The organism is Ochrobactrum sp. S1502_03 (assembly GCF_044435015.1).
In the GTDB taxonomy this organism is placed as follows: Bacteria; Pseudomonadota; Alphaproteobacteria; order Rhizobiales; family Rhizobiaceae; genus Brucella; species Brucella chromiisoli.
In genome coordinates, this window is record NZ_JAYEXN010000009.1 from 72289 (window position 1) to 92501 (window position 20213).

Here is a 20213-nt window from a genome sequence, read left to right on the forward strand (position 1 = left end):
TAAATCCTACTAATGGAGCTTATTAAGCGGTGAATGCTTCGGAGGTGTTTCGTGTGGCCTCGCGTGGACCGCCGAACATGTCGATTTGTTTTGGGTGTTGTGTCGAAAGGCTTCCGTCTTCGAGCATCCAGAAATGCGAAGAACCATGAACGGGCTTAGGGCGCTTTGAAGCAATCTCGGCTTCGATGGTGACTGTGCCGTCCACCACTTCAATATTGAGTTTGAGCGTGACCGACCCTTTGGCTTTCACCTTGGGGCGGTCGCCTGTGTGTTCTTTCAAGGCGAGAAATGTTTCCAGCAATTCCTTTGACAGGCGAGGAACAACCTCGCCATTTTCAAGAATGCTGATGATGGTATTAGAGTCACGTATGCGCTGCATGGCTTCCTCTGCTGCTGTTTTATGAATGTTAGAAGTGCCTTATCCGCGCCATTCAGGTGCGAAAGGAATCTCGTCATCGAGATCACGAGAAAAACCGCCACCGCTCTGATTGGAGTAGTTTCCCGGCGATTGAGTGTTGTTTGACTGGTCGCGTGTTCTTATATCGCCGTAATCGTCTGGGCTTGGGGTGCCACGACCACTTCCATTGCCTTGCGGCAATAGTTGAAGTTCGCCACCAAAGGATTCCAGAACGGTTTCTGTCGAATATCGGGTGTTACCGTTTTGATCTTCCCACTTGCGTGTGCGGATTTTGCCAGAGATGAAAACGATATTGCCTTTTTTCAGATACTGTTCAGCTATCTTGGCAAGGTTCTGATTGAAGATCACCACGGTGTGCCATTCAGACTTTTCTTTCTTCTCGCCGGTGTCTCTGTCGCGCCAGACATCGGACGTAACAATGCGCATGCTGACAATCATGTCGCCGCTGTTGGTTCTGCGCACTTCAGGATCAGCACCAAGACGGCCAATCATCTCATGACGATTGAGGCTCATGCCGCCCTCCAATCGATACCAAGGTAACGGTTGAGGCGATCAAGCCATTGTTCTTCGGCCTTCATCGCACCCCATGGTTTGATGGCGCCGGTAAGCTTCGGCAAAGGCAGAATGCGGCCTGACAAATTGCGATGACCAGACTTGCCAAAAAGCGCGAGCGCCTCGGCCTGCAGCATGCGATCATCCATTTCGCAAACAATCTGCGGCAAGACAGGCGACAAGCCAGCCTTATGAAAAATAGGCCTATCCAGATCGGCCTTCATTCCGCTGACGGCATTGCGCACCCAATGAGGCGGAATGTCATGCATGCGGTAAAGCGCATCTGCCAGAAGCTCAGTCGCAGGCCGTGACTGATCACCAATCCAGGCTTCGTGCGCATCGTGCAACAGGAAGTAACCCGCAAGCACCGCATCACCTGTTTCATTGATCAAGGCATCGGCACCCATCACACTGTGCTGCGCAACAGAATAGGCAAGGCCACTATAAATCCCGTTGAAACGGGCAATCTTTGAAAGAGCATTCCCCAGCACCTGCCAATCGACATCGGCTTCGCTCGGCTCTGCCAGATTCATGAGACTGCCGTCAGGACGAAATGACAGAATAGAACGGCGACGTTGCACGGGCGCGGTGGCGTCATAAGGCGCCTGCTCCTGATCCTTTAAAGACTTGGCATTCATGCTGCTGCCCTCGCATGAGCAACGGCAATCTTTGGCAGCGACTTTTCTGCAGCCTGCGTCAGCCGCGCACGTTCAACCGGCAAAAGCGGCAACAGATTGAGGAATTGCGCCAGATGCACAATGCAGCGCTCACGCTGCGCAGCCCATGGATCAAGCATGAGCGCGGCACGGCCTGCACAATACCGTCCCCATGCTTCAAAAAATGCCGGTGACGTCAGATAATTCTCGGTCATGGGTGGGCGGCTGGGGATTGGCTCGCGCACTTTCATCGCCATGTCTTCGATGTTGTCATAAGCCTTTTTGCGGCTTTCAGCCTTCCACTGTGCTGCAAGGTTCTGCGCCTGAATGCCAAATTCCAGAATTTCGGCAGACGTAAAACCGGCGCGGGTGAGATCAAGAAATGTCGCAGCACCATGCGAGGCTGCCATTTCCTGCATAGTCCGCGCCATTTCGATGGCACGAAGATGTGGCGTATCCTCAAGGGCACGTGGATCATCATTGCGCACCGGAAATGCAGGGCGCTTGAAATGCGTTTTGATTGATTGCGGGAGATGCATCGTAGCCTCCATTTGATTTAATGGAGACATTAGTTGCCAAATAGGCAAATATTAGTCAAGCAATTTTTGACTTATAGGCAAATTATGTTTTTGCTGGGTACACCACGCTTGACGATACGGCAAAGAAAAAGCCCGGGCACAAGCCCCGGGCTTCCTATTTGGCCATCTTTCCAATTTCCATTAGTCCGATTTGGTGCGCTCAAGTAAAAAAGGTATGTCTTCCACCCCCTCCAAGAAAACACGGATCAAGGTATTACCCGTATTAAAGTGAACGATGTAGTTCCGACCTGACGAGGATGAAATCTTTATAAGGTTGGCTGGCATTCCAATAAGTTTGAAGTCAGAATCGTAGCGTTTTGCACCAACGAACTGCAGCCATTTACCATCTACACTATTAAAGACCCACGTTTCGCCTGTTACCAATGATTGCCAAGAGCCATCAAGTAATTCATGCCCTTTTTTTTCGTCATATGACATTGCTGGAGATGGTTGCATTAATGATGCTAGGCTCAGGACCCATTGATTTGAGAATGAAGAGCTGATTCAGTTTCGCTTGAGGAGACTGAACGATGAGCAATCTTTACTGGCTGAGCGAAGGACAGATGTCACGCCTTCGCCCCTTTTTTCCCAAGAGCCATGGACGACCACGCGTTGATGACAGACGTGTCTTGAGTGGAATTATCTTCATTCTTCGCAATGGGTTACGGTGGTGTGATGCCCCTCGGGAGTACGGGCCTTGTAAAACGCTCTATAATCGTTGGAACCGTTGGTGTCACAAGGGGATATTTGCTCAGATATTAGAAGGTCTGTCTTCCAAATCGTCGGTTGGAAAGACTGTCATGATGGATGCGACCTATTTGAAAGCTCACCGCACGGCTTCAAGCCTACGGTTAAAAAAGGGGGCGATGGACGACTGATCGGCCGGACAAAAGGTGGCATGAATACCAAGTTGCATGCCGTCACTGACGCCCAAGGGCGCCCCATCAGGTTACACGTCACGGCGGGACAAATCAGCGACTACACCGGAGCTGCAGCCTTAATCGAGGCGTTACCGAAGGTCGACTGGCTTCTTGCCGATAGAGGCTATGATGCTGACTGGTTCAGAAAATGGTTAAAAGACAAAGAGATAAAGCCGTGCATCCCGGGTCGCAAAAACCGTAAGAAGCCTATCAAGTATGACAAACGTCGATACAAGCGGCGTAATCGTATCGAAATCATGTTTGGCAGACTGAAAGACTGGCGAAGAATTGCTACCCGTTATGATCGCTGCCCGGTCGTGTTCCGTGCAGCAATAGATCTCGCAGCAGCCGTTATATTCTGGCTCGGAAAGCAATGAGTCCTGAGCCTAGGATTGCCACCCCAAATACACGTTTCGTTATACGCAACGCCTGCCCCTATTTACTCTGTGCGGTCATCTTGCGCATCATGTTAACACGCTCTGATGACGGCAATTTTTTCCATTGACCCATTCGTATTACCGACTGGATTGACCCCGCCCATGAGATTTCAACCCCTCGAATAGGTGGTGCGTTATGACTTTCCAAGTCAAACGTTCCAGGCAGCGATCCGCGTAATATTCTCTTCAGGTAGCGACGCCCATCTGATGTTTTCACTGCAGCTTCTGATCCAATAAGATGGTCTGGAGCACTGCTATGACGCCAGCATATTATGATATCGCCGGGATCATAACGAGGATACTGAGAATCACCTTCAATCTCGAAAGCAATGGCATCATCTGGAAGCGGAAAAAACGTTTCAATCTCGTACAGCCCTTCTGGAGGTATCTGCTCTTCGTCTGGTCGAATTTCCGCACCAGCTCCAATGCGCCCCATCACAGCAATCGCCATCTTCGGCTTTTCGTTGGTTGCGACCAGTAAATCTCTCGGCTCAACAGCCAATGCATGAGCGAACAAATTCATATTGCGGACTGAAAGATTCCGCTCACCGCTCTCCAGTCGCGATACATAGGATACGGAAAGACCCGTAGCCTCCGCCATTTGCTCAATCGTCATTTCGCGCTCGAGGCGCAATTCGCGGATACGATTCTCAACTTTTTTGTCCATGCGGCAAATATCCGTCAGAGAATCCACCTGAACCATAGCCAAATAGGCAAAATCACTATTGACTTTATTTTGCCTATTTGGCAATTTCCGCCTCATGAACACGCTCCAAAGCTATCTTAACGAAACAGGTGAACGGATTTCTGCTTTTGCAGAACGCATAGGCAGATCCCCTAGTACACTGACGCGCGCATTGTCCGGGGCCAGAAACCCAAGTGTGGATCTCGCTCTTGATGTGGAGCGCGGGACGAACGGCCGTGTCACAGCCAGTGAATTCATCTCTATTTGTATGCGCAGCAAGAAGGGTATGGCCGCATGATCTCCCTAGCTCGCCGCCTGGATAATGCATGTTGCGCCTTTCTGCACGGGCACTCACGCCGCGACCTGAATAGGGTGCGGCTGCGCCGTATTGCGTTGTTACTTTGCCGTGCGATCGCTCAAGAGCAGCGATTGCTTGACTGTGAGGGGAATGAACTGGCCCGCGACATCTTACAGCCTTCGGTGGACGCGCTTCGCCGCGACCTGGAATGCTTCGTTGAGAGCAAAGGCCGCGTCCCGAATAGCGCCTTTGCGCAATTCCTCCACATCCGTCGCGCCAGCCTGCAGAGCCGCCGTCTCCACGAGCTTACGCGCCGGTATGCGGTCGGCGAGATCACGCAGCTGCCTGAGCAAGATATCGAACGCCTTCGTGTCTCGACGCCCGAAGGATACGGACGCCTCTATGAAGGCCTCTTTGAAGATCGCAGCAAGGATGGTCTCCTTGGCAAGCTGTGTTTCAGCAGATGTGATCGGCATGGTTTTGCCCCCTTATTCAGACGGTTCGCCCGTTGCTTCCGGACCGGAAGAAACTGCGCGCCGCCTTGATGATCTGACCCGGCCAAACTGACACGAAAAATCCATTCCCTTAACGGGAAAAAACAGCGGCTTTTCCCGCCACGGGAAAACTTTGCCTTTTGAGGACTGAAGGATGACGATTGCAAACGAGGCATGGTTTTTGCGGATCAAATCAGCGCAGCGCGACCTGATAAAATATTGCGGCGGGATTGAGCGCGTTTCCGAAATCACCAGTATTTCTAAGAGTCATGTCGGCAGATGGAACAACACCACCGATACAGATCTTATACCGCTCAATGCCGTTTACATGCTTGAGCGTGAATGTGGTGTGCCGGTGGTAACAACCGCCATGGCCGCGCTGAACGGGCGGCGGCTCGCTGATCCCGATGACGATACGCGAGCAACCGGCAACCTTCTCGCGGCGCATTCCAGCGTCATGCGCAACGCCAGTGAATTGATGAGCGTGAGCGCACAAGCTTTTGCGGATGGGAAAGTCACCCATGCAGAAGCCACTCAAATGGACAGGGTCAGTTCAAGTCTTGAACGATCGGTCACGGATTTGCGGACCAGTATTTCGCATCAAATGGCGAACGCCCGACGCGGCGATCCGAGCCTCCGCATTGTGGGGGAAGAATAATGGCGGTCCGTTTCTCCAGCCGATCAGTCGAGTTTACAAGGCTGCTGCTCCTGCTTTCTGCTGTCAGCGCTGGCAGCACTATCGGTGGCATGTATGCATTTTTGCTCTGGTGGGCGGTGTCGCGATGACAGTTTCAGCAAGCGGCTTGTTTCGCGCTATGGGTAAAAAAGCAAAAACTGCGCCCGTTCTACTTGATGGACAGATTGTAAAATCTGACAAGCGAGAACGTGAAAAAAACGAATTTTACCCCACGCCGCCAGAACCGACACGTGCAATAATCCATGCGGAACTGACCCGGCTGCGCGACTTTGACCGCATTTGGGAGCCAGCAGCGGGCAACGGCGCAATGGTGCGGGAACTCCAGACTGTCGGCCTCAATGTCTACGCTTCCGATTTAATCGACAGGGGATGCGGTGCGGAAATCCAGAGCTTTTATGACTACGGGTCTGCTCCGGCCAAAGCGATTTTTACCAATCCACCCTTTATAGATTGCGGCTGGGGCACGCCTGCAATTCATGCCCTGGGGAAAGGCAAAGCGCGCTGGCTTTATCACGCCCTGGATCGACTGAATGTCGATTACATGGCCCTTTTGCTGAACTGGTCATGGCCAGGTGCTGGCGGTTTGGCTGCATTTTGGTCTGATTTTCCGCCTGCGCGCGTCTATCTCATGCGCTGGAAAATTGACTTCACCGGTCAGGGTGCCCCGCCAATGCTCAATGGCTGGTTCATATGGGACCGCCAGCATGTGGGCGAAACAGTTCTTCGCATGCTCGACCGTAAAGACGCACGCCAAGGCGAGCTTTTCATCGATGAGGCAGCAGAATGAGTGCTGTTGCAAAAACGGATTTCACCATTCTCGGCATGTATGTGGACCGCAAGCGCATTTGCTGCCGCATGAGGGAGGGCGAGGTTGCCCGCCGCTGCGCCATTCCGCTTGATGATGTCCGCCGCATAATCAGTGGGCGGCGCATCGGGCCTGAATCCACTCAAGCGCTCTGCAACTGGCTTGAACGCCCCATCAGCTTTTTTGACCGCAAAGAACTCGCCACCCGACGAGAGGTTTATCCATGAAAACGTTCGGCCAGCCCGGCAGCATCACGCCTGCAAGTTTTAATCCCGAACTGCCAACAGCCATGATCATCGAAGGATTGTTGCTATTGCGCGAAATGGGACTGACCCGCCGTCAGATGGTCAAAGCCACCGGCATGTCAGAATACAAAATCCGGTCTTACTTCAACACGACCTGCAGCCAATGGAAGCTGGATGACTATTGGGGCGTGAAAGGTCGCGACCAAGTGGGAGGAGCGCAATGAGTGCGGCCCTGAAGCTTTTTGTCGAAGATGCGCGCGCCGTCACAATCGCAGATGCTGCGCAGCGCCTCGGACTGAAATGCAACCCGCGCGGAAATGAGCACCCGCAACCCTGCCCCGCCTGCGGCGGTCGCGACACATTTGCCTACAACACCCAGAAGAACAAATGGAACTGCCGACAAGGTGGAATAGGCGGCAATGACGCCATCGGCATGGCTGCGCATGTGCGTGGATTGAACCCTAAAACTCGTGAGGGCTTTTATGAAGCGTGCTCTATCCTGTTGGGCTTGCCTGTGCCGGATGGTGGCGAGCGGGAAACCGATGACGACAAAACTGCACGCCTGAAGCGACTGGAAAAACAGCGCCAGCGCAATGCCGCGCTGCAGGCCGAACAGGCGGAAAAACACGCCGACTATCGCGAAATAGAGCGGAACAAGGCACGCGCCATTTATGGCCGTGCCTCCAGTCTGCGCAGTTCTTCTATGCCTGAAGGCCGGTTTTATCTCTCGGCCCGTGGGGCCTGTGTGCCCGGTGGTGATTGGCTTCGCATCAGCGCGGATGCGGCTTACTGGCATGCCGGGAACATGATCCATGAAGGCCCGGCCATGATAGCCCCGATCATTGGCGCCGACTTTGGTGTCATCGGCTGTCACATCACCTGGATTGACCTCAAACACCGCCCAAAATGCAGGCCATCAATCATCGACCCCGCGACAGGCGAAATATTGCCAACCAAGAAAATGCGCGGCTCCAAGAAAGGCGGATTGATACCGCTTGCAGGAAAGCCAGATCTGGCGCGCTGGGTTGGCGGTGAAGGCATCGAAAACACGCTGGCGGTTGCACGTGCAGAAAACCTGCGGCCTGACACCTTCTATTTTGCTGCTGGCGACCTTGGCAACCTCTCCGGCCCCGCCGATCCTGCTTCAAAGTTTGCGCATCCCACGCTCAAAAAAGAAGATGCCAAGGGACGCCCGCGCCCTGTCATGGTGCAGGGCGCAATCCCCCGCCCCGATCAAACCCCGCAGGATGGATTTTGGATCGGTGAGCATGTGCGTGATGTGGTTCTTCTTGGTGACGGGGATTCTGAGCGCATCATGACCGCCGCCGCTATGGCCAGAGCCAAGGCGCGCATAATCAAGCCAGACAGGCGGGTGGCAATTGCGTGGCCACCAGCAGGCATAGATTTTTCTGAAATGATGGCAGGTGCCGCGTGAATAAGCCAACCAAAGACATTCCAGCGGCTGTTCGTGCCATAATGGATGAAGCATCGCGGCAGGCGGAATCGACCATGGGTGCACAATCCGCGCCAGAGGTCTCACGCTCTGGCGATTTGCTGGACGCTCGTCCTTTCCCTTCTGAAGAACTGAGCGCAGAAGATGCTCTTGCGGAATGCGCCGGAGAACCGGAAACCGATATTGGCAATGGCAGGCGTTTTCTCATTCGTCATGGGCGGCGTGTGGTTCATGTGGCTCGCGTTGGCTGGCATGGATACGACAAGCGGCGTTGGAAGGAAGACGAAGACGGTTCCGTTGTGCGCCCGCTTGCTCAACGCACCGCCGAACTGATCGCCGATGAAGCGCGGTTGCTGACGGCAACAGAAGAAGAAGAAAAAGCGATCAACACAGCGCGCGAGGCGCGTGCTGAACGCAAGAAGATGGGAACACCCAAAAAGGATTGGGATGCGGAAAGACTCGCCCGATGGATCGCGTTGGAGGATGCGATAGACGAAGGAGAACAGACCAAGAAAAAGGTCGATGGGCGCAAATCCTCGCGTTACCGCCACGCAAAATCTTCTGCTGGCACTTCCAAGCTCAACAATATGATGACCGAGGCCGCGCCGCATGTTGCCAAGATGGTGGGAGACCTCAATTGCGATCTCTACGCGGTTAACTGCAACAATGGCACCTTGCGCTTCTTCCGCCGTGAGAATGAAGAATCTGACCCGGATTATCCGACATTCCATCCGTGGGAGGTACGGCTCGACCCACATGACCCCGCCGACTACATTTCCAAGCTTGCACCATTCGACTGGTCGCCAAAGGCAAGCGCGCCGGAATTTGAAAAATTCTTCCAGCGCGTGCAGCCGGATCGCGACATACGCGACTTCTTGCAGCGTTTTTGCGGTTACTGCCTGCTCGGACTCACCATCGAACAATGCCTGGTCTTTTTCTACGGCGCGGGCCGAAACGGAAAGTCCACCTTTGTTGATCTGCTCTGCCAGATACTCGGCGATTATGCCGTAACGCTTTCAATCGACAGTTTCGCCGGCGACAGCAAGCGGGGCGGCAGCGAGGCCACGCCCGACCTTGCGCGCTTGCCCGGAGCACGTTTCGTATCGGCTTCCGAACCTGAAATGGGGGTGAAGCTTAAAGATGCACTCATTAAAACCCTGACAGGCGGCGAGAAAATTCCCGTTCGGCGGCTGCATCAGGATTTCATAGAGGTCATGCCGCAATTCAAAATCATTCTGTCAGGCAACCACAAACCCCGCATCGACGACACATCTGACGGCATTTGGCGCCGTGTCAACCTTGTCCCATGGGAGGTTCAAATTCCGAAACAGGAAGTTGACCGGGATTTGCCGCAAAAACTCAGGGCGGAAGCCGCTGGCGTTTTAAACTGGATGGTGCAAGGGGCCATTCATTACCTGAATTCCGGCCTGCAGACGCCCGAAACCGTTTTGAACGCCACCAATGAATATCGCGAGGAAAGTGACCCTATCGGCGCATTTATCCGGGCTGCATGCGTTGTCACCGGAAATGAAGAAGATGTGGCTTCCCCGGCTGATTTATTCATCGGTTACTCGAATTTTGCAGGCAAGGAAGGAGCGCCGGAGTTCAAGCAAGGCACGTTTGCGCGCCGCTTCCCCGACTATACGCGCATGGCTTGGCGTGGTGATGATGATGTGATGCGACGATTTTGGAAAGCCAAAAGCGGAACAACCGTGTACAAGGGGATTCGCGTGAGCGATGAATTCGTGCGGCCGTCTTCGCAGCCCTCTGGCGAAGGTGGTGATCATTGATGCGGCCCTTCTCCCCTTTGTCAGGCCCGCATTTGAGGCAGATAGCCGCCCTTCATGCCCGAAATGGTTCATCATTTGGGATGCAAGGGACGCTACAGCGGCGGCGACAAGCTACCGCCCCTCAAAAAGGGTTTGGGTTTTCAATAAGTTATGCCGATAGGGTCGCAAGGGTCGCTAAACGCCCTTTTCACATGCGCGCGTATATCAAAAGGGATAGGGGCCAATACATATTTTTTTCTCATATATGTACACCCGTTTTTGCGTCCCTAGCGTCCCTTGCTCCCTTCTCCATATCCTTTTCCCTTTATTTTCAGCGAGTTAGTTATTCCTTCATTGGGAAGCAAAACTGAAAAATAGGGACGCAACCAAAAGAAATGGGGCGATAGCCCGGAAAGCAATCAAAAATGCGCACACTGACCATAGAAGAACTCTTGTCCTGGGCCTTCGTTCACGAATTGCCAAAAGGTGGCGGCAGCGGTGGGCTAGATAACTATCATTCAGCATGGCGACAGATTGAGACTTCGTCCTGGGGTAAAGTTCTGGGGTTTGCGGAACTCATGACACTGGTCGACCGTGATCGCCCTGAGCCGGGCATGTGGATTGAACAGGGCGCGCCACATGAGGATGCGCTTGAGATTGGCCGCGCTGTTGCTGACCTTGCCGGATTTGACGTTTCCTTCCCGGAAGGTTGGAACCCGGTAGCCGACTGGCACGAACAAGGCGATCTGACGCGGGATGCTGTTGCACGTGCTGTCGAGCGTTTCAGCCTGCGCCCTGCAGATAAACGAGGCGCAAGTATCGTTGCGCTCGTAATCTCATCGGCAATTCTTGGACGAACCCCCGATTTTGGTGCCTTGGAACCTGATCAGGGCCTAATCGAGCGCAATGGCAAACCAGCATGGTTTATGCGCCGTTTCGCCAAGGATGCATTCGGAAGGGAATATTCGCTTGAAGTTGATGGTTACAACCATCGCACCAAACGCCCACAGCATGGTGCTTATTTGAAATACGAATTCCTGCCCGACCCACTCTCCGATATTCTTGGTCGCATCGATTACCAGATTTGGGTTGCAGCACTTTTGCAGCTGGAATCAGCCCTCGCAAACAAGCTGACAAGCCATCGCCTGACATATTCAACACTTTCAGCGACACCATGGCTTGAAGAAAAAGACATGCTGGGCGTCCAGCTTTTCCGGGCTTTTGAAGGCATAAGCGCTCACCATCTTGAAAAATCTTATTGACGTGCGGCAGTAAGTTGACTTACACGTTGGATGCTAAAAAAGATTAGACGAAACCCCGGCGCACTCGCGACCGGGGTTTTTGTTTGGGGAGTTCATTCTTATGTTGAACGCCCGATGGGTGAACCTGGAAGGCCTGCGCAAATACGCTGATGGCATAGAGCGGCTGAATGCCGAATTCCCGAAAGTCTTGCCGCGCATAGTCAACCAGATAGGTCGAAGGGCGCGCACCCGTGTTGTCCGCAACCTGACGAAACAAACTGGGTTGCAGCGGCGGGTTATCGTCCGCGCCGTCAAAAACGTGGATACGGCAAAACCGGGAAAGTTGTTGTATTCACTCAAATCCCGTGGTGGATTTGTCAGATTGAAATACTTCAATGCTCGTGAGACACGAAAGGGAGTTGCGGCCAAGCCGTTTGGCCAGCGTCAAATATTCGGCGGTACGTTTATCATGGGTGGTCTGTTCCCATACCGCCATGTAAAAAAATGGAATTTGGACGGCCATGTTTATCGGCGGCTCGGCTATGGCGTTCGAAAGAACGGCTCAAAGGGAGAAAAGCTGACACAAGTGCGTTCTGAGGTCCGCATCCCTGATGAGATGATACGGGGCGAGACACGGGATGCATTCGAACGTGAGGCTGCGGTGACGATGCCGCCAAGGGTCGAGGCGGCCATTCGGAAGCTTTTGGCCTGACCCCTCCCCCCCCCTTTTAGGGACCGTATACCCCAAAAACCCACCCCACGGGCGGGCTCGACTGCCGGATTTCACCAGTAGGTCGTTTTGAAAGCGATACACGCATACACGTGCTTGCACGCGTGCATACACACAACATTGAACGGATCATCATGTCAGACGGCGATTGGATTTCGATATCGGAAGCCGCGCAACGGCTGACGGAAATGGGCGATCTTGTCGAACGCTCAACGCTATCCCGCTACATCAAGCAGCATGGCGAAGCGATAGACATCCGCGAAGAAGGCAAGGCGCGTCTGGTCGAATTCAACACTCTGGTTGCTCACCGGGGAGAGAATATTCGTATCCGCGCGACTCCTCCCACAGCGCGGACGCCTGCGGCGCAGGGCACATTCCGCCCTGCGCCGCGATTTAGCGGAAGCCAGTCAGATGGTGCAGCCAGAAAAGCGCAGGCCGATGCTGAATTGCGCGAAATGGATCTTGCCGAACGCCGCAAGACGCTGACCAAAGTGTCCGAGGTTGATCGGGCCGGTCGGGATGCTGTCGCTCTCATGCAGAGTGCTTTCGAACGTGCGCTTGAAACCGAAGCCGCAAATGCGTCTGTAAAATACGGCTTTGATGAACGTTCGGCGCGTATCGTGCTCAAATCATTCATGCGCAAGGGGCTGGACGTATTCAATCAAAATATCCTCGGAAGGATCGATGCCATGCGTCAGCGCGACGAGGCCGATATTGCCGATGAACTGAAAGAGGAAACTGAACTGCCATGAACGCCCTTGAACCACACGCGCAATTTAAAGAATTGCCGCGTGGTGAATTGGTGTTGTTTCGCGGACTGGAAGCTGCAAGCCGCCCGATTGAAAATCTGTCCATCTCAGAACATGCGGATCGCTATCGCAAAGTCTCACCTGAATCGGGTTCGCCCTGGCCGGGGGATTTTCGCACCGACCGTGTGCCCTATCTCCGAGAGCCACAGGATTGCCTGCATCCCGATCATCCGGCACGCCGTTGCACGGCACGGTGGGCGGCACAGCTTGGAAAATCGACGGCCATTGAAAACTGGTTTTGCTTCATTGTTGACCAGGCGCCCGGCTCCATGATGATCGTGTTGCCAACGCTTGAAGAAGCGACCAAGTTCAATCGCATCAAACTGCATCCGACGATTGAGGCAACGCCGCGCATCAAGCACAAGGTGCTGCCGGTCAACAGCCGTGATGAGCAAGGTTCGACCACGGCTTTCAAGCGCTTCGCCGGTGGGTTTTGTCAGATTGTGAATGCAGGTTCATCCAAAGGCTTGCAGATGGTCTCCATCAAGTATCTCGCCATGGATGAAATCACAGGCTATCTGAGCGATGTTGACGGGCGCGGTAGTCCTCGCGATCAGGCGCGCGCGCGTCAGAAAATGCATGGCGACATGGCGAAGGAGTGGCAGGGGTCGACACCCGGCATTGCCGGCAGTTGTGCCATTTCCGAAGACTTTGATGCGGGTGATCAGCGCTATTATTATCTGCCCTGCCCGCATTGCCGGACCTATCAGGCGCTCGACTTCGACAATATGCTGCCAGCTGACACCGACAACGGACTGCCGGTTCATTTCCGCTGCATATCCTGCAACGAAGTTATCATTGATGGCCATAAGCATGAAATGCTGCCGCAAGGAAAATGGATTGCGCGCCGGGTGCGTGAAGGGGCGCCACCTGTACCGCTGGCTATTCCAGAAGAGCAGATTGAAGTCTGGCGCTGCGCTCCTTGCGAGGGCCGTTGTCGTGACTGGCAACCGTCCTGGCATCTGTGGGCGGGTTATGCCCCGCGTGAACGTTGGGCTGATATTTGGACACGGTGGGCGGATGCGCAAGGCAACGTCACCAAGATGCGAACCTTCTTTCAGCAGGATTTGGCCTTGCCATATGACCCTGCTGGCATTGCCGTTGAGCATGAGAAAATCGTTGAAGCCGTTCGCAAGGAGTTGCTGCCGTCACGCGTTATCCCGTCATGGGCTGGGCTTGTTGTTTCTGCCGCTGACGTTCAGGGCTATGGCATCAAATGGATGGTTATCGCGCTGGGGCCAAACGGTCAGTATCAAATCATTGACCGCGAAATATTCGAAGGTGCACCCGATCAGAGTGATGAACCATGGATAGCCCTCGCCAATGCTTTTGAGCGTGAATATCCAACCGCAGGCGGTGGGACAAAAGGCATAGACCTTTCGGGCGTCGACTCTGGCTTTGCGACAGACCGCGTTTATCGTTTCTGCGCACCGCGTCCGAATGTCTATGCACTCGATGGGCGCGCACCGCAGGGCCTGCCTTGGCTTGGCACCCCGGTTAAACGGGACATCAAAGACAAGAACCGGCGCATTATTGCGAAGGTGCTTTTGTATCCGGTGGGCCTTTATGACGTAAAAACCGCTGTCGTCGCATCGCTTGCCAATTTAATCCTTGGAGCGGATGAGCGCGGACAATGGCCGCGTAACACTTTGCACATTGCGAACGATATCTGCGACGAAGACTTCGCTCAGGAATTGACGGCAGAAAGCCTGATCGATCCCGACGAGGAAGCGCTGTCTTCACCCTCACGCGGCAAGAGAAAACTGATCCCGTCAAAGGCGGGACGCATCTGGAAAAAGATCGCGGGGCGCAAAAATGACTGGTTTGACACCACCGTTTACGCCTTCGCACTCGGCTGGCACCTGGAACGCAAACTTCGCCTGACCGCCGAGCGGTGGGCCGACCTGCTGGTCAAGGTTCATGGCGTGCCAGCCGAGGACGATTTGTTCGGCCATGCCGATACAAGCGTTTTCGACAAACCGCAGAAACCCAAAAAACAACGGGACAGAACAGCCCGGCGCGATGAATGGAAAAAACGATGAAACTGGTAGAACGTATCAAGGGGCTGGGTCGTGCCCTGCGCTCTGGCACGGCTCTGTCTGTTTCATCGATGCGTCCGCTTGCTCGTATGTTGCGGGACACAAAGTCCGGTGCACTCGCCTCGCGTCAGGTTTCCATTGTCGATAGCCGCGATGAAATCCGCCGCAACTGGTCGCGTGTCGCGGCTTATGTACTGGATTTCATCCAGAATTCCGGCAAGCTCAAAGGTGCTTGTGATCAGGTCATCGCCGATACGGTTGGCGTTGAACTCATTTTACAACCGCAACCGGATCTTGAAGAGTTCGGTTATTCGCGTGAGGAAACTGCCGAACTCGTTGCCCAGATCAAAAAGCGCTGGAAGAAATGGGCGTGGAACCCTGCCGAATGCGATGCACGCGGAAAGTTCACCGTGCCGCAAATGGTGGATATTGGCCTGCGCTGGAATATGGCGTTTGGCGAAATCACGGGGATGATGACCTATATGAGCCGCGCAGAGCGGCGCAAATATGGGATCAAGTCCGGCCTCAAGGTCTGTATGGTCCCGCCAAACAAGCTTGTGCAGGATACCAATGAAACAGAAAACCTGTTTCAGGGTGTTTATCACGACGAGAATGGCCGACCCGTTGGGTATCTGTTTGAGGAAAAAGAGCGCGGTTTCAGCAAAAAAGTCCGCTACCCGGCGAAAGATGCGGATGGACGCCCGATCGTGTTGCACATCTTTGACCCTGTTGATGCAACAGACGTTCGCGGTATTTCTGTTCTCGCATCTGCGATGCGCAAACATGCACAGAAAGAAACGCTTGATGACGCCACATTGCAGACCGCCATTCTGCAGACGGTGTTTGCTGCTGTTTTAACCAGTGAAGCGCCATCGCGTGAAGCTTTCGAAGCAATTGAGGCGATTGATGACGATGAACTCAAGCAAGATTTGCGCGAGGATTTTGCAGGCTTCTTTCAGGCCAAGATGGATGAGGCGAAAAAGTCTGCCATCAATATAAACGGCACACCAACTGTTTCGCATCTTGGCCCTGACGAAGATTTGCAGTTCCGCACGGCTTCGACGCCGGGCGGCAGCTATCTCCCGTTTGCAGCAAGCCTTGACCGGGAAACGGCGCGCGCCATCGGCGTCACCTATAGCAGCTATGCGATGGACCATTCGAACGCGACATATTCCTCCGTGCGTATGGAAACAGCTACAATCTGGCCGATTGTGCTGCGCAGGCGTGAGCGTCTCGCAGCGCCGCTCAAACAGGCGATTTTTGAAAACTGGCTGGATGAAGAAGTTGGCGAAGGACGCCTCAAGCTTAAGGTCAGCTACGAGGTCTTTGCTGCCAATCGCGACAAGTTCACCTGGGCGCTTTGGTACGGCCCCGCCGCACCAACTGCTGATGATTATAAAAGTGAGCGCGCCGTATCGGAACGCATTTCAAACGGCACGTCCAGCGTTGCCATGGAATGCGGTGTGAAGGGCATTGATCCTGACGAGTTGTTCGAACAGCAGGAACGGGAGCACAAGCGTTATGTTTCAGCCGGAATGCGCTCCCCTTATGAACGCCCCAATCAGCAACCGCTTCCAGATGATGAGCCGGAACCTGAAAAAAGCGGAAAGAAAATTGCATGACCAATGTCAGAATCCGCAAAACAGAAATCGATCTGGATGATCCCTGCACCGCTGCGAAAAAGCTTCGCGGGTTGCGCATTCAGATTGTTGCCGGTGGCCAGACAGAAGTTGTTCGGTTTGGCGATGACGAAGTTCGCTACGGCAAAGCCAACATCGCCGCACTCGACCGGGAAATCGAGCGCCTGACAGCAGAGTGCCAGAGCATCACGGGCGGCACACGCCGCCGATATGCAAAGCGCATACGCTTTTGCTGAGCTAATCGGAGTTTAAATTATGGCTGTTCTTCAGGACGGCGAACTCGTTTTGTACGGGTTCGTCGGTGAAAACTATTGGGGTGAAGGCTTCACGGATGTTGAGGTTCTTTCAGCCCTTGCCGAGGTCGGGCGTGATAGCGACATCACCGTGCGCATCAACTCTGCTGGCGGTTATGCCTATCAAGGTATCTCCATCTACAACGCGCTCATGAACCACAAGGGCAACGTCACAGTAATTGTTGATGCTTTTGCGGGTTCTGCCGCCTCCGTCATCGCAATGGCTGGTAAAAGTCGCATCATGCGCGCCGGATCACTGATGATGATCCACGATCCAGCCTCTGTAACACATGGAAATGCATACGATCATGGGGCTGCACAACAGTACCTCGACAAACTCGGCGATCAGATGGCCGGGATATATGCGGATCGTTCGGGCGGCGATGCATCTGAAATCCGCTCAGATATGCGCAAGGAAATCTGGCTCACGGGTGAGGAAGCTGTAGAGCGGGGCTTCGCTACCGAGACAGATAAAATCAAGGCCGTCGCCTTCTCTGCTTTTGATTACCGAAAATATAGCAATGCGCCAGCTGCCCTCACGGCACTGGCCAAGAAAAATTCATGGTCCCTCGACCATGAAATGCACGCGGCTGCACCCGCCGCCGCGCCAACCAGTCAAAAGGAAGACAATATGACTGACAAGCCGCAGGCGGGCCAGACACCCGCCGATATCGCCACTGCAACCGCCAATGCCGAAAAAGCGACCAAAGAGCGGATCAAGGCGATCATGACCAGCCCGGAAGCCTCCGGGCGCGAGGGTCTGGCCAGCCACTTTGCCTATGACACCACCATGTCGGCAGACGATGCCATCAAGGCTTTGACCGTGGCCCCAAAAGCCGAGGCCAGCAATCAGTCCGAACCGGACCCGGCTCAGGATTATGAACAGCGCCGCATGTTGGCGTCTGGTCAATCCCAGCCGCAACCGCCGCGCAAGCCCGGCACACCAACCGCAAAAATCAACACTGGCGAGATTTACGCCTCCCGCCGTCAAGCGGCCAAGTAGGAGAAAACACCCATGGAAAACAAGGTTATGGGCCTGCGTCCGCTCGAATTCATCCTGCATGAAGGCGACGGCCATATCTCGCGCGATGTTGCGACAATCCCCGCAGGCACCGGCAAGCTTAAACCCGGCACCGTTCTCGGCGAACTGACAGCCGCCAAGGGCAGCTTCATTCCATCACCTGCTGGCGAAATTGCCGGTCAGGAAGGTGCCGAAACCGCCACAGCCATCCTTTGCTATGCGGCTGATGCCACTGACAACGATGCTGAAGCCGTCATCATCAATGTTCATGCCGAGGTGAAAACCTCGCTGCTGGTGTTTGACGCTTCCGTTAACGACGCTGCCAAGCAGGCGGCAAAACTCGAACAATTGCGCGCCGTTCATATCAAGGCGCGCTAAGGAGAAACCCATATGCCAACCCTTGATATTTTTAATGACGACGCATTTTCCGTGCAGTCCCTGACTGCTGCCGTCAACAATCAGCCTTATCGCCCCGGCCAGATCGGCGCTTCAGGCATGTTTGAGGAAGATGGCGTCACGACAACGACGGTCTCCGTCGAAGAACGTGACGGTTCGCTGAGCCTTGTAGAGCCGAGTGAACGTGGTGGACCTGGTGAAACCGCCACAGGCGAAAGCCGTAAACTGATCCCGTTCAATGTCGATCATTACGAGCGAAACGACTCTGTGAAAGCGGACGAAGTTCAGAATGTTCGCGCCTTCGGGACAGAAAACGAAGTTGAACAGGTAACGGACCGTGTCATGAGCAAGGTCGACCGTCACTTGCTCGATCTCGACATGACACTTGAACATCAGCGTGTCGGGGCGATCAAGGGCATCGTAACCTCAAAATCGGGGCGTGTGCTGCACGATCTCTATAATCGTTTCGGCATCGCCGTTCCCGCGCCTGTTTCGCTTAATCTTGCCAATGACGCTGCGAAAGTCGATGAAATCCTTGAAAAAGACGTTGCCTGGTCAATCGAAGATGACCTCGACGGCTTTTATGATCATTTTCACGTCTGGACCGGGCGCAACCTTCACCTGAAGCTCTGGGGGCACAAGCGCATCCGCGAAACCTTCCTTGCAACCAATGGCGCAGGCCAGTTGCGGGAAGCCATCCCTGACAAATTCACCGTCGGGAAGTTTGTGTTCGAGCGTTACAAAACGGGCTCGCGCGCAACGGCAAGTCTCGGTGCCGCCTATATCGATCATGATGAAGGCCGGGTCACGCCAATAGGTGCCCCCGGACTGTTCATCACGCGCTTTGCCCCTGCCGACTACATGGAAACGGTCAATACCAAGGGGCTTCCGCGTTACATGAAGCAGATCCCGATGCGAAACGACAAAGGCGTCGATATCGAAGTTCAATCGAACCCGATTTCGCTCTGCACCAAGCCCGGCGCGCTGCGCAGGATTACCCTCTAACCGACATCATGTTCACCGGCCCGCTTACACTGAGCGGGCCGCAGTGCTCATAAATGAGGAACACCCATGTCGAAGAAATCCACGATCCTTGTCGCGTTTCCTAACGGCGGCATAATCCCTGCAAATGTTCTGGAGATGAAGAACAATGTTAGCGTTCTTCCTCATCAACCAATCGAAGTCCCAAAGGTCTATGGCGACCATTTGATTTCTGACCGTATCGCCTATGATTACGCGGAGGCTGAAAAGCGCAAGAAGGCTATTGCGGCAGCGGCAAAAGATGCTGAAACCACGCGTGCAGATGCGGATGACCCGGAAGCCCTCAAAGAAGAAATCACCCGACTTGAATCCGAACGAGGAAAGCTTGTCGGTGATTTGCAGCTTGCGGACACCAAAATCACCGGGCTGGAAGCCGACAAACTTCGCCTTTCCGGTGAAGTCGGCTCTCTTCAGGCTGACTTGAACGACGCCAACCAGGCACTTGCGGATCAAGCTGACAAGCTTCGCAAGGAACTGGAAGCGGAACGCAAACATGTTGCTGCATTGACCGAACAACTGGCAGAAGCAACCAAGCCGCCTCAGCAGCAGCAAGAAGCCCTGAACATTGATAGTGATGGCGGCAAATCAAAATGACCTCTTCGCGTTTCGATGAACACCGCGTTGCGCTTTATGAAGAGGTCGACGCCGAGTTTGCAGAACCTCTTCGCGTTTTCCCGCTAAAGAACGGCCAGACAATCGCCGATCAGCCGCCTATCGAAATTGAGGCTGTACTGCGAACGGAAGATCGCACGTCCCTGCAGCCGGATGGTGGCAACAACAGCAATTGGAATATCAAACTTGCCGCTGGCAAGGCAGCAATCGCCATTGACCGCGCGCGATATCCGGCGATTGCGCTGCACAAAGGTTGTCGCGTCTGCGCGCTCGCGCGTCCCGGTCTGCCAATGTTTGAAGTGCAATATGTCGATCTGCGTTCGCACCGCCGTCTTTATGCCACCCTTGGCGAAGTTGCTGCCGGGAAAACAGGGAATGCCTGAT

The 20213-nt window shown here is 54.2% G+C and carries 25 protein-coding genes; 18 read left to right on the forward strand and 7 right to left on the reverse strand.

The genetic code is table 11. The features are described from left to right. Window positions 1–22: 22 nt before the first annotated feature. The 5 genes from VBH83_RS08880 to VBH83_RS08900 all read right to left on the reverse strand — a co-directional run bounded on the left by VBH83_RS08880 (window position 23) and on the right by VBH83_RS08900 (window position 2660). A complete protein-coding gene (locus tag VBH83_RS08880; protein ID WP_396997223.1) occupies window positions 23–379 on the reverse strand; it encodes a hypothetical protein in 357 nt (118 codons plus the stop codon). Window positions 380–418: 39 nt separating this feature from the next. Continuing rightward, window positions 419–931 carry a single-stranded DNA-binding protein gene (ssb, locus tag VBH83_RS08885; RefSeq protein ID WP_396997225.1) on the reverse strand — a complete coding sequence of 171 codons (513 nt, stop codon included), beginning with the start codon at window positions 929–931 and terminating at the stop codon, window positions 419–421. After that, the gene (locus tag VBH83_RS08890) at window positions 928–1608 is read right to left on the reverse strand and encodes a hypothetical protein (RefSeq protein ID WP_396997227.1); all 681 of its coding nucleotides are present in this window, start codon (window positions 1606–1608) and stop codon (window positions 928–930) included. The genes ssb and VBH83_RS08890 overlap by 4 nt, the downstream gene beginning before the upstream one ends. Beyond that, window positions 1605–2165, reverse strand: a complete 561-nt coding sequence (locus tag VBH83_RS08895) for a hypothetical protein (protein ID WP_396997317.1) — start codon at window positions 2163–2165, stop codon at window positions 1605–1607. Before VBH83_RS08895 ends, VBH83_RS08890 begins: the two co-directional genes overlap by 4 nt. A 180-nt stretch (window positions 2166–2345) precedes the next feature. Continuing rightward, window positions 2346–2660 (reverse strand): hypothetical protein, encoded by a 315-nt coding sequence (locus VBH83_RS08900; RefSeq protein ID WP_396997229.1) that lies wholly within the window; start codon window positions 2658–2660, stop codon window positions 2346–2348. Window positions 2661–2734: 74 nt separating this feature from the next. Here VBH83_RS08900 and VBH83_RS08905 point away from each other — a divergent pair. Then, window positions 2735–3501 (forward strand): IS5 family transposase gene (locus VBH83_RS08905; protein WP_396997231.1). Its coding sequence is split into 2 segments (ribosomal slippage): window positions 2735–3055 and window positions 3058–3501, totalling 765 coding nucleotides; the frame shifts between segments, so codons are not numbered across the junction. A gap of 58 nt (window positions 3502–3559) precedes the next feature. Here VBH83_RS08905 and VBH83_RS08910 read toward each other — a convergent pair. Continuing rightward, window positions 3560–4324 carry an XRE family transcriptional regulator gene (locus VBH83_RS08910; protein WP_396997233.1) on the reverse strand — a complete coding sequence of 255 codons (765 nt, stop codon included), beginning with the start codon at window positions 4322–4324 and terminating at the stop codon, window positions 3560–3562. 390 nt (window positions 4325–4714) lie between these two features. Continuing rightward, entirely contained in the window at window positions 4715–5020 is a 306-nt protein-coding gene (locus VBH83_RS08915) for a hypothetical protein (RefSeq protein ID WP_396997235.1), read from the reverse strand. Window positions 5021–5192: 172 nt separating this feature from the next. On the opposite strand from VBH83_RS08915, the gene VBH83_RS08920 reads away from it, so the two are divergent. The 17 genes from VBH83_RS08920 (at window position 5193) to VBH83_RS09000 (ending at window position 20212) form a co-directional block, all read left to right on the forward strand. Further along, window positions 5193–5696, forward strand: a complete 504-nt coding sequence (locus VBH83_RS08920) for a hypothetical protein (RefSeq protein WP_396997237.1) — start codon at window positions 5193–5195, stop codon at window positions 5694–5696. 124 nt (window positions 5697–5820) lie between these two features. Beyond that, window positions 5821–6522: a hypothetical protein gene (locus VBH83_RS08925; protein ID WP_396997239.1), complete on the forward strand. Its 702-nt coding sequence runs from the start codon at window positions 5821–5823 to the stop codon at window positions 6520–6522. Continuing rightward, window positions 6519–6767 (forward strand): hypothetical protein, encoded by a 249-nt coding sequence (locus tag VBH83_RS08930; RefSeq protein ID WP_396997241.1) that lies wholly within the window; start codon window positions 6519–6521, stop codon window positions 6765–6767. Before VBH83_RS08925 ends, VBH83_RS08930 begins: the two co-directional genes overlap by 4 nt. Further along, window positions 6764–7009 carry a hypothetical protein gene (locus VBH83_RS08935; RefSeq protein ID WP_396997243.1) on the forward strand — a complete coding sequence of 82 codons (246 nt, stop codon included), beginning with the start codon at window positions 6764–6766 and terminating at the stop codon, window positions 7007–7009. The genes VBH83_RS08930 and VBH83_RS08935 overlap by 4 nt, the downstream gene beginning before the upstream one ends. Then, window positions 7006–8220 (forward strand): P4 alpha zinc-binding domain-containing protein, encoded by a 1215-nt coding sequence (locus VBH83_RS08940; RefSeq protein ID WP_396997245.1) that lies wholly within the window; start codon window positions 7006–7008, stop codon window positions 8218–8220. The genes VBH83_RS08935 and VBH83_RS08940 overlap by 4 nt, the downstream gene beginning before the upstream one ends. Then, window positions 8217–10028: a phage/plasmid primase, P4 family gene (locus VBH83_RS08945; protein ID WP_396997247.1), complete on the forward strand. Its 1812-nt coding sequence runs from the start codon at window positions 8217–8219 to the stop codon at window positions 10026–10028. The genes VBH83_RS08940 and VBH83_RS08945 overlap by 4 nt, the downstream gene beginning before the upstream one ends. Window positions 10029–10432: 404 nt before the next feature. Continuing rightward, window positions 10433–11269 (forward strand): hypothetical protein, encoded by an 837-nt coding sequence (locus tag VBH83_RS08950; RefSeq protein ID WP_396997249.1) that lies wholly within the window; start codon window positions 10433–10435, stop codon window positions 11267–11269. Between the two features lie 100 nt (window positions 11270–11369). Beyond that, window positions 11370–11960, forward strand: a complete 591-nt coding sequence (locus VBH83_RS08955; protein WP_396997251.1) for a hypothetical protein — start codon at window positions 11370–11372, stop codon at window positions 11958–11960. A gap of 152 nt (window positions 11961–12112) precedes the next feature. Further along, complete coding sequence (locus VBH83_RS08960; RefSeq protein ID WP_396997253.1) at window positions 12113–12730, forward strand: hypothetical protein; 618 nt, start codon at window positions 12113–12115, stop codon at window positions 12728–12730. Continuing rightward, window positions 12727–14829, forward strand: coding sequence for a terminase gpA endonuclease subunit (locus VBH83_RS08965; RefSeq protein ID WP_396997255.1), 2103 nt, complete (start codon window positions 12727–12729; stop codon window positions 14827–14829). The genes VBH83_RS08960 and VBH83_RS08965 overlap by 4 nt, the downstream gene beginning before the upstream one ends. After that, a complete protein-coding gene (locus VBH83_RS08970) occupies window positions 14826–16448 on the forward strand; it encodes a phage portal protein (protein WP_396997257.1) in 1623 nt (540 codons plus the stop codon). The genes VBH83_RS08965 and VBH83_RS08970 overlap by 4 nt, the downstream gene beginning before the upstream one ends. Continuing rightward, the gene (locus tag VBH83_RS08975; RefSeq protein ID WP_396997259.1) at window positions 16445–16702 is read left to right on the forward strand and encodes a hypothetical protein; all 258 of its coding nucleotides are present in this window, start codon (window positions 16445–16447) and stop codon (window positions 16700–16702) included. Before VBH83_RS08970 ends, VBH83_RS08975 begins: the two co-directional genes overlap by 4 nt. 19 nt (window positions 16703–16721) lie before the next feature. Continuing rightward, window positions 16722–17762, forward strand: a complete 1041-nt coding sequence (locus VBH83_RS08980) for a head maturation protease, ClpP-related (RefSeq protein ID WP_396997261.1) — start codon at window positions 16722–16724, stop codon at window positions 17760–17762. Between the two features lie 12 nt (window positions 17763–17774). Continuing rightward, window positions 17775–18158: a head decoration protein gene (locus VBH83_RS08985; RefSeq protein ID WP_396997263.1), complete on the forward strand. Its 384-nt coding sequence runs from the start codon at window positions 17775–17777 to the stop codon at window positions 18156–18158. Window positions 18159–18170: 12 nt separating this feature from the next. Continuing rightward, window positions 18171–19181: a major capsid protein gene (locus VBH83_RS08990; protein WP_396997265.1), complete on the forward strand. Its 1011-nt coding sequence runs from the start codon at window positions 18171–18173 to the stop codon at window positions 19179–19181. 66 nt (window positions 19182–19247) lie between these two features. Beyond that, the gene (locus VBH83_RS08995; RefSeq protein WP_396997267.1) at window positions 19248–19811 is read left to right on the forward strand and encodes a hypothetical protein; all 564 of its coding nucleotides are present in this window, start codon (window positions 19248–19250) and stop codon (window positions 19809–19811) included. Then, the gene (locus VBH83_RS09000) at window positions 19808–20212 is read left to right on the forward strand and encodes a hypothetical protein (RefSeq protein WP_396997269.1); all 405 of its coding nucleotides are present in this window, start codon (window positions 19808–19810) and stop codon (window positions 20210–20212) included. The genes VBH83_RS08995 and VBH83_RS09000 overlap by 4 nt, the downstream gene beginning before the upstream one ends. Window position 20213 lies beyond the last annotated feature (1 nt).